The organism is Sphingomonas sp. CV7422, assembly GCF_027945725.1.
Lineage (GTDB): Bacteria > Pseudomonadota > Alphaproteobacteria > Sphingomonadales > Sphingomonadaceae > Sphingomonas > Sphingomonas kyungheensis.
Map to the genome: position 1 here is coordinate 2,455,001 of NZ_CP115900.1, position 16,545 is coordinate 2,471,545.

Sequence of the window (16,545 nt, forward strand, 5' to 3'; positions counted from 1 at the left end):
GCGGCGGGCGCTGCAACTTCACCAATGTGCACACCGCGCCCGACCGCTATGTCTCGGCCAACCCGCATTTCGCCAAATCGGCGCTCGGCCGCTATCGCGCCGCCGACTTCCTCGCCCTGGTCGAGCGATACGGCATCGCCTGGCATGAGAAGACGCTCGGGCAATTGTTCTGCGACGGCTCGGCGCGGCAGATCGTCGCGCTGCTGCTCGATCAATGCCGACTCGGCGGGGTCGAGATCGCCCGGTCGTCGGCGTTCGGCGAGATCGGCCATGACGGCGATCGTTTCACCGTCGCGCTGCCCGGCCGAATCGTCACCGCGCCGCGCCTCGTCCTCGCGACCGGCGGACCATCGATCCCCAAGCTCGGCGCGACCGGCATTGCCTATGACATCGCCCGCAGGTTCGGCCTCAAGGTGGTCGAGCCGCGGCCGGCGCTGGTGCCGCTCACCCTCGGCGGCGACGAGGCTTTGTTCCGCACGCTTTCCGGAGTCGCCGCGACCGTCACCGCCAGCGCCGGCAAGGCGCGCTTCCGCGAGGCGGCGCTGTTCACGCATCGCGGCCTGTCGGGACCGGCGATCCTGCAGGTGTCGAGCTATTGGCGGCCGCGCGAGCCGATCGCGATCGATTTCCTCCCCGATGCGGAGCGCGACTGGCTGATCGGCGCGAAGCGGGCGCAGCCGCGGACGACGCTGCGCCGCGCCTTGGCCGCCACCCTGCCCGACCGGCTGGCCGAGGCGCTTGCCGAGCGACTCGCCTTGCCCGGCGAGCTCGGCGCGACCACCGACCGGCAGCTGGACGAAGCGGCGACGCGCCTGTCCGCCTGGCGCTTCCTGCCCAACGGCAGCGAGGGATTTGCCAAGGCCGAGGTGACGGTCGGCGGGATCAGCACCGCCGATCTGTCGTCGCAGACGCTGGAGGCGCGGCGCGTGCCGGGGCTGCATGCGATCGGCGAGGCGGTGGACGTCACCGGCTGGCTCGGCGGGTATAATTTCCAATGGGCCTGGGCGAGCGGCTGGGCCGCGGCGCAGGTGCTCTAGATCAATCCTGCGCGGCGGGGCCGTCGGTCGACACCGGGATCGCATGCACCGCCGCATCGGACGAGGCGAGCAGATAGTCGGCGCTGGTCAGGAAGGGGATCGGGTTGACCGCATGACCGTCGATGCGGACCTCATAATGCAGGTGCGGGCCGGTCGAGCGGCCGGTCGAGCCCATCAGCGCGATCAGCTGGCCGCGGGTGACGCGCGCGCCGTCGGTGACGAGGATCTTCGACAGATGGCCGTAGCGGGTGGCGATGCCCTTGCCGTGGTTGATCTCGACCATATTGCCGTAGCCGCCGAGCCGCGACGCGTGATCGATGATGCCGTCGGCGGTGGCATAGATGGGCGTGCCGACCGGGCCGGGGATGTCGACGCCGGCATGCATCGCCGCGGTGCCGCGGAACGGATCCGAGCGGATGCCGAAGTTGCTGGTGAAATTGAGATGCTGGACCGGCTGGACCGAGGGGATGGCGATCACGCCCTGCGGCCGGGTGTCGAGCTTCTTCCAGCTCTGGAACAGGGTGCGGAACTGCGCGTCGGCGGCGAGATCGGCCTGCGCCTCGGCACCGTTGGCGGCGAGCATCGGGCCACCCGTGCCGTCCGTCGCGCTCGCCGGCGTCGCGCCGCGCGATACGCCGTCTTCCGCCTGGGCCGCGCCATAAGCGAAGGACAGGGCGCCGACGGTGGCGACGATCGTAGCTGCGCGGAAGATGCTCATCGGACCCCAATATGATGCGCCGTATCCGCCGGAGCGGCGGACCCGAACATTGACCTGTCGTGAAACCGCAGCCCCACCCGCGTTCCTGACCCGCTTTGTCTGCCCGCATTTGCCGGCGCCAGACAAGAGCGGGCGCGTGACGCCGCGATCAACCGCCGTCGCGTCGCGGCGAACCGAGCAACCCTTGGCGCGATCAGGCGATTCGGATCAGTAGCCCTGACGTTATCCATCGCCTGCCGCGGCTTTCGGCGGCATCAGGCGCGCAAAGGACGACGGATCGCGCGACAAGGCATGACGGCGCCCGTGGCTTTCCGTATAAGCCCCCTGTCTTCAACTGGATGCCTAGCATGCTCGATACCGCTTCCGCCCAGGTCCCCACGCTCAGCCTCGCCGATCAGGCGCGCGACCCCGATGGCTTCGCCGCGGCGTTCGGCGCGTCCTTCGAACGGTTCGGTTTCGCGATCGTCGCCGACCACGGCATCGCCCAGCCGCTGATCGATCGGGCGTGGCGCGAGACCGAGGCGCTGTTCGCCTTGCCCGAAGCCGAGAAGCGCGACCATTTCATCGCCGGCGGTGGCGGTGCGCGCGGCTATACGCCGTTCAAGACCGAGATCGCCAAGGACGCCAAGCACGTCGACCTCAAGGAATTCTGGCATATCGGCCGCGAGCTGCCCGCCGGGCATCGCTTCGCCGCAGTGATGGCGGACAACGTCTGGCCGGTGCGGCCGGAGGGGTTCAAGGACACGTTCCTCGAGCTGTTCACCGCCTTCGACCGCGCCGGCGACCGGTTGCTGTCGGCGATCGCCCGCTATCTCGACCTCGCGCCCGACTGGTTCGATCCGGCGGTGCGCGACGGCAATTCGGTGCTGCGCCTGCTCCACTATCCGCCGATCCCGGTCGATGCCGAGGGCGTCCGCGCCGGCGCGCATGAGGACATCAACCTCATCACCTTGCTGCTCGGTGCCGAGGAAGCCGGGCTCGAGCTGCTCGACCGCGCGACCGGCGACTGGCTGGCGATCAAGCCGCCCGAGGGGGCGATGGTGGTCAATGTCGGCGACATGCTGCAGCGGCTGACCAACCACCGCTTGCCGTCGACCACCCACCGCGTCGTCAACCCGCCGCCCGAGCGGCGCGGCCATTCGCGCTATTCGATGCCCTTCTTCCTCCACCCGGCGCCCGACTTCCTGATCGAGACGCTGCCGCAGACGATCGATGCGGAGCATCCGAACCGCTATCCCGAACCGATCACCGCGCACGATTATCTGCATCAGCGGCTGGTCGAGATCGGCCTCATCAAGAACTAGGCCGCGGCTCAGTCGAAGCCGCGCTCCAGATAGCGGGTGGCGACGGCGCAGTGGATCGCGATGCCCTGCGCCATCACCGATTCCTCGATCGTCATCCGCGTATTGTGCAGCGGCGGATTCGTCGCGGGATCGCTGCCCTGCGGCGCGGCGCCGATGAAGGCGAAGGCGCCGGGGATCTTGCGCAGCACATAGGAAAAGTCCTCGGCGCCCATCATCGGCTGCGGCATCGGCGCGAACGGTCGGTCGAGCTCCACCGCGACCTGCTCGATCAGCGCCGCGCCGCGGGGATCGTTGACGACGACCGGATAGCCCTCGTCGATCCACGCCTCGGCGGTCGCGCCGTGCGCCGCGGCGATATGCGTCGCGATCCGGTCGATCGCGGCGCGCATCGTCGTCCGCGTCGCCTCCGACAGCGTGCGCAGCGTACCGAGCATCCGCACCTCGCCTGGGATGATATTGTGCGCCGACCCCGCCTCGATCTTGGTGATCGACAAGACCGCCGGGTCGGTGACGGCGATGTTGCGCGCGACGAAGGTCTGGAAGGCGGTGACGATTTCGCAGGCGACCGGCACCGGATCGATACAGTCGTGCGGCATGGCGGCATGGCCGCCGGCGCCGCGCACCACGACATGGACGGTATCGGCCGAGGCCATGATCGGGCCGCTGCGGGTGATGACGACGCCGGCCGGTGCATTGGGGGTGATGTGCAGGGCGAAGGCGGCGTCGGCCGCGGCGATGTCGAGCAGCCCGTCGTCGATCATGAAGCGCGCACCGTGATGCCCCTCCTCGCCCGGCTGGAACATGAACACCACCGTTCCCGGCAGGGCGTCGCGCCGCGCCGACAGCGCCCGCGCCGCGCCGACCAGCATCGCTGTGTGCGAATCATGGCCGCAGGCGTGCATCCGGCCGGGGATGGTGCTGGCGAAGGCGAGCCCCGTCTCTTCCTGCATCGCCAGCGCATCCATGTCGCCGCGCAGCAGCACGGTGCGGCCGTTGTCGCCCTTCTGCCCGCGCAGGATCGCGATCAGCCCGCTGGTCGAGCCGCCCTCATGATATTCGAGCGGCAGCCCGGCGAGCGCCGCCTTGATCTTGGCGGTCGTCTCGCGGCAGTCGAGCCCGATCTCCGGCTCGGCATGGATCGCGCGGCGCAGGCTGACGGCGTCGTCGAGTTCGGCCTCGCCGGCCGCGGTCCATTCGCTGGTGCTGAGGTCTAGGGACATGGTCTGGCTCCGTTTCGCGGCGCAGTGTGAGCCGGTGCGCGGCGAATGTCGAGGTGGCGGGGGTTGGCCGGGAGGGGGGCGGCGGCGGGTGGCTGGTGGCGGCGGGTGGCTGGTGATTGGTGGCTGGCCGCTGGCCGCTGGCAGTTAGCAGTTAGCAGGAGGAGGCGCAGTGCGACGAACGGGAGGCAGGAGCCAGAAGGCGAAGACGAGCGGCGGCGGCGCGGCGGGCGGAAAGCCGCTTGCAGCCGTTGAGAGACGAGGGCCTTCACCTACGTCAGCCCGCCTCCCGTCCTGTCGCTCTTCGCCACCCAGTCCCCCACTCTCGTCATCCCGGCGCAAGCCGGGATCCATGGAGGCGGGACGCGAATGGCAGCGCGCCGACGCCGGTCCACCGTGTCCATGGATCCCGGCTTGCGCCGGGATGACGAATGGGGGTGAGAGAAATATCACTCAACGAGGCGGTGGACGCGCCTGCACGATCGCGGCGAGGTCCCGTCGAGCCGTCCGCCCCTCATCGCATCGGGCTGCCCAGCACTCTGCGCGGCACCGTCCCCTACCACGTCAGCCTGACCCACGACGGATCGCCCTCCGGCCCGCTTCGCAGTCACCCCCCACTCTCGTCATCCCGGCGCAAGCCGGGATCCATGGAGGCGGGACGCGAATGGCAGCGCGCCGACGCCGGTCCACCGTGTCCATGGATCCCGGCTTGCGCCGGGATGACGAATGGGGGTGAGGGAAAGATCACTCAACGAGGCGGTGGAGGCGCCTGCACGATCGCAGCGAGGTCCCGTCGAGCCGTCCGCCCCTCATCGCATCGGGTTGCCCAGCACGCTGCGCGGCACCCCCCTCACCGCATCAGATTGCCCAGCACGCTGCGCAGCACCGTCCCCATCAGACCGCCGCCGGCCGACCCGCGGCGCGAGCCGCTGCCGAACACCTGTTTGCCGATCTCATTGGCGACCTGCCGACCGATCGAGGCGCTCGCGGCGCGGGTGGCGGAGGTCATCGCCTTGGCCCAGGGCGAGTTGGCGGCCTCGCGCGCCTGCGCCGCCTGGGCGCGCGCGGCCTCCTTGGCCGCCTGCGCGTCGGCCTTGGCCTGGACCGCGGCAGCCTTGGCGGCATCGTCCTGCGCGCGCGTCGCGGCCGCCGCCGCGGCGGCCTCCTGCGTCTTGGCGGCGAGGATCTCTTCCGCCGATTCGCGGTCGACCGCGGTGTCGTAGCGGTCGCCGATCGCATCGGTCTGGATCATCACGCCGCGCTCCTGCGGCGTCACCGGCCCGACGCGGCTCGCCGGCGGCTTGATCAGCGTGCGTTCGACCGGCGACGGCGCGCCGTCCGCCTGCAAGAGCGACACCAGCGCCTCGCCGACCTTGAGCTCGGTGATCGCGGTGGCGACGTCGACGCCGGGATTGGCGCGGAACGTCTCCGCCGCCGACCGCACCGCCGCCTGATCGCGCGGGGTGAAGGCGCGCAGGGCATGCTGCACCCGGTTGCCGAGCTGCCCGGCGATCGTATCGGGCACGTCGATCGGGTTCTGCGTGATGAAATAGATGCCGACCCCCTTCGACCGGATCAACCGCACCACCTGTTCGATCTTGTCGAGCAGCGCCTTGGGCGCGTCGTCGAACAACAGATGCGCCTCGTCGAAGAAGAAGACGAGCTTGGGTTTGTCGGGATCGCCGACCTCGGGCAGATGCTCGAACAATTCGCTCATCAGCCAGAGCAGGAAGGTGCTGTAGAGCTTGGGCGCCGCCATCAATTTGTCGGCGGCGAGGATGTTGACGATCCCCCTGCCCTTGTCGTCGGTGGCGATCAGATCGGCGATGTCGAGCGCCGGCTCGCCGAAGAAGTGATCGCCGCCCTGCGTGCGCAATTGCAGCAGCGCGCGCTGGATCGCACCGATCGACTGTTTGGAGACATTGCCGTAGCTGGTGGTGAGCTCGTCGGCCCGGGTCGCGCAATGCGCCAGCATCGCCTGCAGGTCGTCGAGGTCGAGGAGCAGCAGCCCCTCCGTGTCGGCGACATGGAAGGCGATCGTCATCACGCCCTCCTGCACCGTATTGAGGTCCATCAGCCGCGACAGCAGCAGCGGCCCCATCTCGCTCACCGTGGTGCGGATCGGATGGCCCTGCTCGCCGTACAGGTCCCAGAATTGCACCGGCGTGTCGGCATAGGCCCAGTCGCTCTCGCCGATCTCGGCGGCGCGGGCGGCGAAGGCCGCGTGCGTCTTCGCCTGCGGCGATCCGGCCATGGCGAGGCCGGACAGATCGCCCTTCACGTCGGCGACGAAACTCGGCACGCCGACCCTCGAAAAGCTTTCGATGATCCCCTGCACCGTCACCGTCTTGCCGGTGCCGGTCGCGCCGGCGATCAGCCCGTGGCGGTTGGCGCGCCTCAGATCGAGGGTCTGCGGCTTGCCACCGCCCAGTCCGATGAAGATGCCGTCGCTCATGTCCGTTCCTGTCCCTTGTCCCGAGCAGACCTACCGCGGCTGACCGGGAAAAGGAAAGGGCCGCCGCTCCGATGGGAGCGACGGCCCTGACGGCGTCCGGACAGCGGCTTACTTGACCTTCAGCGCCAGGAACTGCGGCACGCCGCGGCCGCGCTGCACCAGCAGCAGCACCTGCGGGCGACCCGCCGCCTTGGCCTGCGCGACCAGTCGCGCCATGTCCGCAGTGGTGCGGACCGGCGTACCGTTGATCGCCTGGATCACGTCACCGCGCTTCAGCTTGCCGGCCGCGTCGCTGTTCGAATCGACGGTGGCGATCACCAGCCCCTGCACGCTCGAATCGACGCCGATCGCGCGCGCGATCCCCGGCGTCAGCGGCTGGACGTTGAGCCCGAGCGGGGCGGTGCTGCCCTGCGTCGAGCCGTCGCTGTCGTCGTCGCCGTCCGTCTGCGGATCGTTCGGCCCGAAGCCGCCCGAATCCTCGCCGCCGTTCGCCAGCGCGCGGATCTGATCGTTCGACGGGCGGGTCGCGACCTGGATGTTGACCGACACCGGCTGACCGGCACGCAGCACCTCGAACCGGGCGGTGGTGCCCGGCTGGAGGTTCGAGACGAGGCGCGTCAGCGTCTGGTCGGGGGTCACCTGCTGGCCGTTGATCTTGGTGACGACGTCGCCGGCGCGCAGGCCGCCCTTCGCCGCCGGACCGGCCGGCTCGACGCGGGCGATCAGCTCGCCCTGGTTCTTGGGGATGCCCAGTGCCGCGGCGGCATCGTCGTTGACCGCGCCGCCGATCGTCACGCCGATATAGCCGCGGGTGATCTTGCCGCCCTTCATGAACGTCTCGATGATCGGCTTGGCGGTCGCCGCCGGGATGGCGAAACCGATACCGATATTGCCGCCCGACTGGCTGAAGATCTGCGAATTGACGCCGATCACATTACCGTTGAGGTCGAACATCGGGCCGCCCGAATTGCCCTGGTTGATCGAGGCGTCGGTCTGGATGAACTGGTCATAGGCGCCGCCCTGGCCGGTGACGCGGTTGATCGCCGAGATGATGCCCGCCGTGACGGTGCCGCCGAGACCGAACGGCTCGCCGATCGCCAGCACCCAGTCGCCGACGCGCGCGCGGCTCGAATCGCCCCATTTGACGAAGGGCAGGCCGGCGGCGTCGATCTTGAGCAGCGCCAGATCGGAATCCTGGTCCTTGCCGATCACCCGCGCGGTATATTCCTTGTTGTTGCTCAGGGTGACGGTGATCGAATTGACCGTCGCCCCCTCCGCACCCGGCGCGATGACGTGGTTGTTGGTGACGACATAGCCATCGGGCGAGATCAGGAAGCCCGACCCCAGCGACGCGCCCTCGCGCTTGACCGGCGCACCGCCCTGCCCGCCGCCCATGCCGCCGAACAGATCGCCGAACGGCGTGCCCGAGAAGGGGTTGGCCGGCTGGCGCTGGACGATCGTCTGCTTGGTCGAGATGTTGACCACCGCCGGCTGCAACTTGGCGACCATGTCGGCGAAGCTCATCGGCGCGCCGGCGCGCGGCACCGCCGCCTGGATCGCGCCGGGCTCGTTCTGCGCCTGCTGCGCGGTGCTCGGCTGGAGCGCCAGGGTGGCGGTCGCGCCGCCGAGGAGAAGCGCACTGGTGATGGCGTAAGCGTAGCGCACTAGGAGAAGATCCTCTTGATAAGGGGCATTCGGACGTGGTGCCTTACTGCGACCAAACGCCTGAACGCCGCTTGAATGTTCATACTGCCGAAAGTTGGGGGCTCATTTCCCGCGGATCAACGCCCCCGCCCTTCGAACTCACGCAAGTAACTGTTTCCGGGCGACAGGATGATCGACGTCGACCCGCTCGGCGGAGTGCCGCCATCCGCGCCGAAGGTGTGGCGGTAGGACTGCATCGCCCGGTAGAAATCGTAGAAGTCGGCGTCCTTGGTGAAGCTTTGCGCATAGATGCGCGCCGCCGCGGCATCCGCCTCGCCACGGATGATCTGCGCTTCCTTCTGCCCCTGCGCGCGGATGGTCGTCGCCTGCTGCTGGCGCGCGGTCGCCATCCGGGCGAGCGCGCGGTCGAGCGGGCTGCCGTCGGGCAGGTCGGCATGTTTGATCCGCACGTCGACGATCTGCACGCCATATTGGCTGGCGAGCCGCTGCATCCGCGTCTGGATATTGTCCATCACCTGATCGCGCTCGGGGCTGAGCAGCGTCGCGAACGGCTGGTTGCCGAGCTCGTTGCGGATCGAGCTGCCGAGCAGCGGACGCAGCGCCTCGGTGATCGCGCTTTCCGTCTGCGAGGTACTGCCGGTGGCGTTCACCGCCTTCAGCGGATCGATGATGCGGAAGCGCGCATAGGCGTCCACCTCCAGCCGCAGCTGGTCGGAGGACAGCACCTGCTGATTGTCGTAATCGACGTCGAGCACGCGCTTGTTGAGCCAGACCAGTCGGTCGATGAACGGGATGCGCAGGATCGGCCCGGCGCCGGTGCGGCCGAACTGCTCGTTCGGCCGCCACGCGTTGACGGTGCGCACCGGCTGTTCGAAGCGCAGGATCACCGCCTGCTGCGTCTCCGGCACGATGGTGATCGTCGCCGACAGCAGGATGACGAGGATCAGCGCGCCGAGGCCGAGCGCGATCGGATGCCGCCAGAGGCCGGTCACTGGCCGCCTCCCGCTGCCGAGACAGTCGGCTCGGTGGCCTGCACCTGCGGCGGCTGCGTGGCGTCGGGCAGGCGACGCGCATTGCCCATCGGCAGATAGGGTACGACGCCGTTCGGCTCGACGATCGTCTTGTCGGACTTGGCCAGCACGGCCTCCATGGTCTCGTAATACATGCGGCGGCGGGTCACCTCGGGGGCGAGGCGATATTGTTCGTACACCTTGTCGAACTGCGACGCTTCGCCTTCGGCGCGGGCGACGACCTGCTTGGCATAGGATTGCGCCTGGTTGCGCAGGCCCTGCGCATCCTGTTGCGCGGCGGTGACGTCCTTGAACGCATCGTTGACGCGCGCGGGCGGATCGGCCTGTTTGATGCCGACGCCGACGACGACGATCCCCGACTTATAATCGTCGAGCACCTTCTGCATCCGCTCCTGCACCTGATTCTCGATCAGCGCGCGGCCCGGCCCGAGCGCCGAATCGAGGCTGACGTTCGCCACCACCTCGCGCATCGCGCTCTCCGCGGTGGCGCGCACCGTGTCGCGCGGGCGATCGATCTGGAAGACGTAATTCTGCGGGTTCGAGATCTTCCAGCGCACCGCATAGGCCAGATCGATGATGTTCTGGTCGCGGGTCAGCATCAGATTCTCGGTGCCGCTCTCGGGGAAGTTCTCGATGCGGATATTCTGGACGTCGACCTTGACGACGCGGGCGATCGGCGCGGGCATCGTCATCGCGATGCCGGGATCGAGCGTCCCCGAATAGCGGCCGAGATAGGTGACGACGCCGCGTTCCTGCGGCGCGATCGGGTGGATCGAGGTGTAGAGGATCCATACCAGCAGGATGATCCCCGCCCCGATCAGCCACAGCGCGCGCGGGTTGGACGATCCGGGCAGGCCGCCGAGCCCGCCGCCATTGTCCCCGCCGCCGCCGCCGCGCGCCTTCTTGAGAAACTCGTCGAGCGCGATCGGTTTCACGCCGGGCTTGCGTGCGCCGGGGGGCAGCGACCAGGGATTGCGCGGGCCGCCGCCGTTGGCGTCATCACCCTGTCCCCAGGGCCCCTTGGGCGTTTCGGTGGCGAGAATGGGAGGGCGCGATCGGCGACCCGGCAGAATTGTCATCCGTTCCTTATAAGAAGGCGAACGCGGAAAAACAGTGGCAAGCCGCCGCCGCGGGCCTATCTGGTGCGCGATGATACAAGACGTAACGAAAGCCGCGGTGCGCGCCGCCGCGGGCGACCGCGCGACGCTCCGCTTCGACGGGACGCGCGCCGGCATCGTCCTCGACGCGACCGGGCTCGGCGGCGCGGAACGCGACGCGCTCGAGGCGAAGGTGCGCGCGGCGGCGGAAGCGACCTGGTCGGGCGAGGTGCGGCTGGTCGTCACCGCCGAGCGGATCAACCGCCGCATCATCGCGGTGGCGAGCGGCAAGGGCGGTGTCGGCAAGTCGACGCTCGCCGCCAATCTCGCCATCGCGCTCAAGGCGCGTGGTCGCCGCGTCGGATTGGTCGACGCCGATATCTACGGCCCGTCGCAGCCGCGGCTGATGGCGGCGGAGGACGAACGGCCGACCGCCAAGGACAAGGTGCTCGATCCGGTCGCCACCCCGTTCGGCGTGCCGATGCTGTCGATGGGCCAGCTGATCGCGCCCGGCAAGGCGATCGCCTGGCGCGGCCCGATGGCGGCGGGCGCGCTCACCCAGCTGGTCGACGCCGACTGGGGCGCGACCGACACGCTGGTGCTCGACCTGCCGCCGGGCACCGGCGACGTCCAGCTGACCATGGTGCAGAAGCACAAGCCGGCGGGCGCGGTGATCGTCTCGACGCCGCAGGATCTCGCGCTGATCGACGCGACCCGCGCGATCGACCTGTTCGACAAGGCCGGAATCCCGATCATCGGACTGGTCGAGAATATGGCGGGCTATATCTGCCCGCATTGCGGCGAAGCCTCCGACCCCTTCGGCAACGGCGGCGCGCAGGAGACGGCGGCGCGGCTCGGCCTGCCCTTCCTTGGCCGGGTACCGCTGGCGATCGGCATCCGCACCGCCTCCGACGCGGGCGCACCGCCGGCGGCGGGGAACGGCGCGGACGGCGTGGCGTTCCACACGATAGCCGCAGCGGTCGACGACTGGCTGCATCAGCATTGAGGAGACGGGCATGCCGCTGACCGACGACGCCGCGATCAAGGCGCTGCTCGAAGGCGCGCGTACGATCGCGATGGTCGGCGCCTCCGATCGCCCTGACCGCCCCTCCTATGGCGTGATGGCGATGCTGCAACGGCACGGCTATCGCGTCATCCCGGTCAATCCGCAGATCACCGGCGAGCACGTCCATGGCGAATTCGTCTTCCGCGACCTGCACCAGCTCGGCGACCCGATCGACATCGTCGACATCTTCCGCCGTCCGGAGGCCGCCGGCGAGGCGGTCGACGAGGCGATTGCGATCGGCGCCAAGGCGGTGTGGCTGCAGCTCGGCGTCATCAACGCGGCCGCGGCGGCGCGGGCCGAGGCGGCAGGCTTGCAGGTGGTGATGGACCGCTGTCCGGCAATCGAGATCCCGCGGCTGGGGGTCGCACCGATCGCGGCTTGATTCGCGCCGGCGGCTGGACGACACTGGCGGCATCACCCGTCGTGGGAGCCGATGCCGATGCTTGCGCTGCTGTTGCTCCTGACCGCCGCCGACGACGATGCCGCGACGATGCTCGCCCGCTCCCAGTCGATGATCGCCGGCGAGCGCTGCGCCGCGGACAGAGACCATACCGACATCACCGTCTGCGGCCGTCGCCGCGCCGACCGCTTCCGCGTGCCGTTCGTCGGCTACGAGCCCGGCGATCCCAAACATGAGGCGGTGGCGGTCGAACGCGATCGGTTGCTCCACCGCACCAACCCCGTCGAGGAGCTGACGCCGTTCCTCGTCGGCGGCGGCATGGCCGGCGCGACGATCAGCAGCCGCACCGGCGTCGGCGGGATCCGCGACCGGCCGCTCGCGCCATGATCGGGCTGGCGCTGCTGATCCAGGCCGCGACGGCCGCGGCGACTCCGGCACCGGGGTCCGAACGCTGGTCGATCCTCGCCCCGCAACCCTGCCCGACCCGCGACGACAGGAGCGACATCGTCGTCTGCGGCAACGGCAGGAGCGCGCAGCGGCTGCCGCTTCCCGACGAGGTCGATCCGCCGGCGGGCCGCGGCGCCAATCCCGACCGGTCCACCACCAAGGTCTTCGCGCTCCAGGCGCCACCCTGCGCGGCGCGCCTTGAGGGCTGCACCGTCGGCGTCGCGCCACCGATCGTGCCGATCGTGACCGCGTTGGTGAAGGTCGCCCGATCCGCCGTCGCTACGAAGCCAGACAAGCGCGGGCGGGTAGCCATCGATCTCGGCGAGCCGGCGCGGTGACCGGCGGGAAGGAACGCCAACGGTCGCCCGACCAATTGCGCACCACCCCGGCGCAGGCCGGGGTCCAGTTGGGTAAGATGCAGGGATAAGACGCGACGATCTCCCAACTGGACCCCGGCCTCCGCCGGGGTGGTAAGGGAGATATCTGTCACACGTAATCGCACAGGGAGGTGTCTCGGCCACGCTCGGCAGGCGCGCAGGGCGTCGACACCATGCCCCCCGCCTGCGCGGGAGCACGGAACCAATCTTGGCGACTGACCCGGCGGCCGACAATCTCAGCGACAATCGTCGACGGGCCACCCGACACGCCGCTCACCCCAGGATCGGCATCCACAACGGCTGTCCCGACAGGCTCTGCGAGCCGCGCAATTTCTCCAGCGCCTGCGCGACCGACCGCTCCGGCCCCTCGTGGGTGACGATCGCGACGATCGCGCCGCCCTCGGCGGTGACGCCGCGCTGGATCAGGCTCTCGATCGAGACGCCGGCGTCGCGCATCGCCGCGGCGATCTCGGCGAGCACGCCGACGCGATCCTGCACGGTGAAGCGCAGATAGGCGCGCGAGCGGCGTTCGCCAGTGTCGGCGGCGGGCTCGGCGGTGAGCGCCGCGGCGGGCATCGCATAAGGCGCGCCATATTCGCCGCGCGCGATATCGATCAGGTCGGCGACCACCGCGCTCGCGGTCGGCCCCTCGCCCGCGCCGGCGCCCTGGAAGAACAGGCGGCCGACATAATTGCCCTCCGCGACCACCGCGTTGAGCGAACCGGTGACATGCGCGAGCGGATGGTCGATCGGCACCAGATGCGGGTGGACGCGCTGGAACAGGCCATGCGCATCCGCCTCGGCGACACCGACCAGCCGCACCCGATAGCCGAGCGCCGCCGCCTCGGCGATATCGGCGGCGATGACGTGGCGGATGCCGGTCGCCGACACGTCGCCGAACGCGGGCCGCGTGCCGAAGGCGAGGCTGGCGAGGATCGACAATTTGTGCGCCGCATCGACGCCGTCGATGTCGAAGCTCGGATCGGATTCGGCATAGCCGAGCGCCTGCGCCTCGGCGAGCACCTCCGCGAAATCGCGGCCTTCGGCCTCCATCTTGGACAGGATGAAATTGCAGGTGCCGTTGAGGATGCCGTAGACGCGGCCGATGCGGTTGGCGGCGGCGCCCTCGCGCAGCCCCTTGATCACCGGCACGCCGCCCGCCACCGCCGCCTCGAACTTGAGCGGCACGCCCGCCGCTTCCGCCGCGGTCGCGAGCTCCAGGCCGTGATGCGCGATCATCGCCTTGTTGGCGGTGACCAGCCCCTTGCCCGCGGCGATCGTCTGCCGCGCCAGCGTGAGCGCCGGGCCGTCCGAACCGCCGATCAGCTCGACGACGATATCGGCGGCGGCATGGCCGGCGAGATCGCGCATATCGTCGACCCAGGCGAAGCGCGTCGCGTCGAAGCCCCGATCCTTGCTGCGATCGCGCGCGGAAATCGCAACGATTTCAATCGGACGGCCGGCGCGGCGGGTGATCAGATCGCGGTTGCCGTCGAGCAGACGGACGACGCCGCCGCCGACCGTACCGAGCCCGGCGAGGGCGACGCGCAAGGGAGTGTTGGTTTTCATGGCTGCCGCCTAGCGGAAAGCCGCGTCATCTGTCGAGCCGGCGCAGCTTTATGTCGTTCACGCCGCAAGCATTGCCCGACCGGTTCGCCTCGTGCCACAACCCGCCGCCTGTTCCCTTTGCCAGCGAGCGCATTACCCCCATGGCCACCGCCCCCAGCCCCGCCGCGCGGCCCGTCGCCGAACTCACCGTTCGCGGCATCCTGCTCGGCGGGCTCATCACCTTGCTGTTCACCGCCGCCAACGTCTATCTCGGGCTCAAGGTCGGGCTGACCTTCGCCACCTCGATCCCCGCCGCGGTGATCTCGATGGCGATCCTGCGCTATCTGCCCGGCGCGACGATCCTCGAAAACAATATCGTCCAGACGGTGGCGTCGGCGGCGGGCACGCTCGCGGCGATCATCTTCGTGCTGCCGGGGCTGGTGATGATCGGCTGGTGGCAGGGCTTCCCCTATCTGCTCACCGCCGGGATCACGATGACCGGCGGCATCCTCGGCGTGATGTTCTCGGTGCCGCTGCGCCGCGCGCTCGTCGTCGATACCGATCTGCCCTATCCCGAAGGCCGTGCCGCCGCCGAGGTGCTGATGGTCGGCGCGGGCAGCCGCGCCGGTGAGGCGGAAAGCAGCCGCGGATTGCGGCTGATCGTCGTCAACGCTTTGGTCTCGGCCGGCTTCGCGATCCTCACCCAGACCAAGCTGGTGGTCGCCGAGGCGGCGCATTTCTTCCGCGTCGGCGGCGGTGCCACCGCGATTTCGGGCGGGCTCTCCTTCGCGCTGATCGGCGCCGGCCATCTCGTCGGCCTGTCGGTCGGGCTGGCGATGTTCGCCGGCGTGATCATCGGCTGGTGGATCGCGCTGCCGATCCTCACCGGCCTGTCGCCCGCCGCCGCGGGTGTGGGCCTCGAGGACTGGGTCGGCGGCGTGTTCCGCACCGACGTCCGCTTCCTTGGCGCGGGCGTGATCGGCGTCGCGGCGATCTGGACCTTGCTCAAGATCATCGGCCCGGTGCTCGGCGGCATCCGCTCGTCGATCGCGGCGAGCAAGGCGAAGCGTGGCGGCGCGGTGCTCGAACTCGGCGAGCGCGACCTGTCGATCGGCCTCGTCGTCGCGGTGACGCTGGCGACGCTGGTGCCGATCGCCGGGCTGCTCTGGTCGGTGATCGCGGGCGGGCCGCTGGCCGGCTCGGCGCTGGTGCTGATCGCCGGCGCTTTGGTCTTCGTTCTGGTGCTCGGCCTGATCATCGCCGCGGTCTGCGGCTATATGGCGGGCCTGATCGGCGCGTCGAACAGCCCGGTGTCGGGGATCGGCATCCTGTCGGTGCTCGCCGCCAGCCTGATGCTGGTCGGCCTGTTCGGCCGCGGCGCGGGCGCGGACACGACGCAGGCGCTGGTCGCCTATGCGCTGATCGTCACCGGCATCGTCTTCGGCGTCGCGACCATCTCCAACGACAATCTGCAGGACCTCAAGACCGGCCAGCTGGTCGGCGCGACGCCGTGGAAGCAGCAGGTCGCGCTGATCTTCGGCGTCATCTTCGGCAGCCTGGTGGTGCCGCCGGTGCTCGAACTGCTCGCGACGACGCTCGGCTTCCAGGGCGCGCCGGGCGCCGGCCCCAATGCGCTCGCCGCGCCGCAGGCGGCGCTGATCTCGGCGCTCGCCAAGGGCGTGCTCGGCGGTGATCTCAACTGGGCGATGATCGGCTATGGCGCGCTCGTCGGCGTCGCGGTGATCGCGCTCGACGAGGCGCTCGGTCGGGCGGGCAAGCTGCGGCTGCCGCCGCTCGGCATCGGCCTCGGCGTCTATCTGCCGATGGCGGTGACGCTGCCGGTGGTGATCGGCGCGGTGATCGGCGCGATCTACGATCGCTGGGCGGAGCGGACGGCGGATGTCGAACTCGCCAAGCGGATGGGCGTGCTGACAGCGACGGGCATGATCGTCGGCGAAAGCCTGTGGGGCGTCGGCTTCGCGGTGATCGTCTACCTCACCAATTCGGACGCGCCGCTGGCGATCGCGCCGGCCGGCTTCGCGCCCGCCGCGCTGATCGGCGGCACGATCGCCTTCCTCGCGCTGATCGCCGGCCTGTATCGCTACACCCGGCGCTCCGTCGCGGCGTGAAATGCGGCCAACCGTTGGTCGCGGTGGGAACGCGGTCGGACATCGTCCGTTTGA

Annotated in this window: 13 protein-coding genes and 1 pseudogene (1 of these 14 running past the window's edge); 7 read left to right on the plus strand and 7 right to left on the minus strand. The window is 69.7% G+C overall.

The genetic code is table 11. The annotated features are described in order from the left end of the window. Positions 1 to 1,037, plus strand: partial view of an NAD(P)/FAD-dependent oxidoreductase gene (locus PBN85_RS11710; RefSeq protein WP_271299108.1) — the 3' portion only. Its footprint begins 142 nt before the window's first position; 1,037 of the gene's 1,179 nt are visible here — the last part of the coding sequence; the start codon falls outside the window, past its left edge; it ends in the stop codon at positions 1,035 to 1,037. A 1-nt stretch (position 1,038) separates the two neighbouring features. On the opposite strand, the pseudogene PBN85_RS11715 reads toward PBN85_RS11710, so the two are convergent. Continuing rightward, a pseudogene (locus PBN85_RS11715) lies at positions 1,039 to 1,629 on the minus strand (M23 family metallopeptidase); the annotation flags it as partial. A gap of 473 nt (positions 1,630 to 2,102) precedes the next feature. Between PBN85_RS11715 and PBN85_RS11720 the strand changes: the two are divergent. After that, positions 2,103 to 3,059, plus strand: a complete 957-nt coding sequence (locus tag PBN85_RS11720; protein WP_271299109.1) for an isopenicillin N synthase family dioxygenase — start codon at positions 2,103 to 2,105, stop codon at positions 3,057 to 3,059. 8 nt (positions 3,060 to 3,067) lie between these two features. Here the strand turns inward: PBN85_RS11720 and PBN85_RS11725 are convergent, their stop codons facing one another. The 5 genes from PBN85_RS11725 to hflK all read right to left on the minus strand — a co-directional run bounded on the left by PBN85_RS11725 (position 3,068) and on the right by hflK (position 10,506). After that, complete coding sequence (locus PBN85_RS11725) at positions 3,068 to 4,279, minus strand: M20 metallopeptidase family protein (RefSeq protein WP_271299110.1); 1,212 nt, start codon at positions 4,277 to 4,279, stop codon at positions 3,068 to 3,070. Between the two features lie 847 nt (positions 4,280 to 5,126). Continuing rightward, entirely contained in the window at positions 5,127 to 6,731 is a 1,605-nt protein-coding gene (locus PBN85_RS11730; protein WP_271299111.1) for a helicase HerA-like domain-containing protein, read from the minus strand. A 108-nt stretch (positions 6,732 to 6,839) separates the two neighbouring features. Next, complete coding sequence (locus PBN85_RS11735) at positions 6,840 to 8,396, minus strand: Do family serine endopeptidase (RefSeq protein ID WP_271299112.1); 1,557 nt, start codon at positions 8,394 to 8,396, stop codon at positions 6,840 to 6,842. A 116-nt stretch (positions 8,397 to 8,512) separates the two neighbouring features. Next, positions 8,513 to 9,388, minus strand: coding sequence for a protease modulator HflC (hflC, locus tag PBN85_RS11740; protein WP_200870370.1), 876 nt, complete (start codon positions 9,386 to 9,388; stop codon positions 8,513 to 8,515). Beyond that, on the minus strand, positions 9,385 to 10,506 hold the full coding sequence (hflK, locus tag PBN85_RS11745; protein WP_271299113.1) for an FtsH protease activity modulator HflK: 1,122 nt from the start codon (positions 10,504 to 10,506) through the stop codon (positions 9,385 to 9,387). Before hflK ends, hflC begins: the two co-directional genes overlap by 4 nt. Before the next feature lie 70 nt (positions 10,507 to 10,576). On the opposite strand from hflK, the gene PBN85_RS11750 reads away from it, so the two are divergent. From PBN85_RS11750 to PBN85_RS11765, 4 genes are read left to right on the plus strand one after another with little or no spacing between them, the layout of a single operon-like run. Beyond that, the gene (locus PBN85_RS11750; protein WP_271299114.1) at positions 10,577 to 11,530 is read left to right on the plus strand and encodes an Mrp/NBP35 family ATP-binding protein; all 954 of its coding nucleotides are present in this window, start codon (positions 10,577 to 10,579) and stop codon (positions 11,528 to 11,530) included. Positions 11,531 to 11,540: 10 nt separating this feature from the next. Beyond that, the gene (locus tag PBN85_RS11755; RefSeq protein WP_271299115.1) at positions 11,541 to 11,972 is read left to right on the plus strand and encodes a CoA-binding protein; all 432 of its coding nucleotides are present in this window, start codon (positions 11,541 to 11,543) and stop codon (positions 11,970 to 11,972) included. Between the two features lie 51 nt (positions 11,973 to 12,023). Then, positions 12,024 to 12,377, plus strand: coding sequence for a hypothetical protein (locus tag PBN85_RS11760; protein ID WP_235199683.1), 354 nt, complete (start codon positions 12,024 to 12,026; stop codon positions 12,375 to 12,377). Beyond that, positions 12,374 to 12,775 (plus strand): hypothetical protein, encoded by a 402-nt coding sequence (locus PBN85_RS11765; RefSeq protein ID WP_271299116.1) that lies wholly within the window; start codon positions 12,374 to 12,376, stop codon positions 12,773 to 12,775. The genes PBN85_RS11760 and PBN85_RS11765 overlap by 4 nt, the downstream gene beginning before the upstream one ends. A gap of 312 nt (positions 12,776 to 13,087) precedes the next feature. Here the strand turns inward: PBN85_RS11765 and PBN85_RS11770 are convergent, their stop codons facing one another. Continuing rightward, entirely contained in the window at positions 13,088 to 14,383 is a 1,296-nt protein-coding gene (locus PBN85_RS11770; protein ID WP_271299117.1) for a homoserine dehydrogenase, read from the minus strand. 140 nt (positions 14,384 to 14,523) lie between these two features. Here PBN85_RS11770 and PBN85_RS11775 point away from each other — a divergent pair, with 140 nt between their 5' ends. Next, a complete protein-coding gene (locus PBN85_RS11775) occupies positions 14,524 to 16,491 on the plus strand; it encodes an OPT family oligopeptide transporter (protein ID WP_037533171.1) in 1,968 nt (655 codons plus the stop codon). Positions 16,492 to 16,545: the final 54 nt, after the last annotated feature.

What these genes read in the sequence shown, in the direction of transcription:
- PBN85_RS11730 (WP_271299111.1), bottom strand. Translation starts at nt 6,731, where the DNA reads ATGAGCGACGGCATCTTCATCGGACTGGGCGGTGGCAAGCCGCAGACC.
- PBN85_RS11765 (WP_271299116.1), top strand. Translation starts at nt 12,374, where the DNA reads ATGATCGGGCTGGCGCTGCTGATCCAGGCCGCGACGGCCGCGGCGACT.
- PBN85_RS11770 (WP_271299117.1), bottom strand. Translation starts at nt 14,383, where the DNA reads ATGAAAACCAACACTCCCTTGCGCGTCGCCCTCGCCGGGCTCGGTACG.
- PBN85_RS11750 (WP_271299114.1), top strand. Translation starts at nt 10,577, where the DNA reads ATGATACAAGACGTAACGAAAGCCGCGGTGCGCGCCGCCGCGGGCGAC.
- PBN85_RS11755 (WP_271299115.1), top strand. Translation starts at nt 11,541, where the DNA reads ATGCCGCTGACCGACGACGCCGCGATCAAGGCGCTGCTCGAAGGCGCG.
- PBN85_RS11775 (WP_037533171.1), top strand. Translation starts at nt 14,524, where the DNA reads ATGGCCACCGCCCCCAGCCCCGCCGCGCGGCCCGTCGCCGAACTCACC.
- PBN85_RS11720 (WP_271299109.1), top strand. Translation starts at nt 2,103, where the DNA reads ATGCTCGATACCGCTTCCGCCCAGGTCCCCACGCTCAGCCTCGCCGAT.
- PBN85_RS11725 (WP_271299110.1), bottom strand. Translation starts at nt 4,279, where the DNA reads ATGTCCCTAGACCTCAGCACCAGCGAATGGACCGCGGCCGGCGAGGCC.
- hflK (WP_271299113.1), bottom strand. Translation starts at nt 10,506, where the DNA reads ATGACAATTCTGCCGGGTCGCCGATCGCGCCCTCCCATTCTCGCCACC.
- PBN85_RS11760 (WP_235199683.1), top strand. Translation starts at nt 12,024, where the DNA reads ATGCCGATGCTTGCGCTGCTGTTGCTCCTGACCGCCGCCGACGACGAT.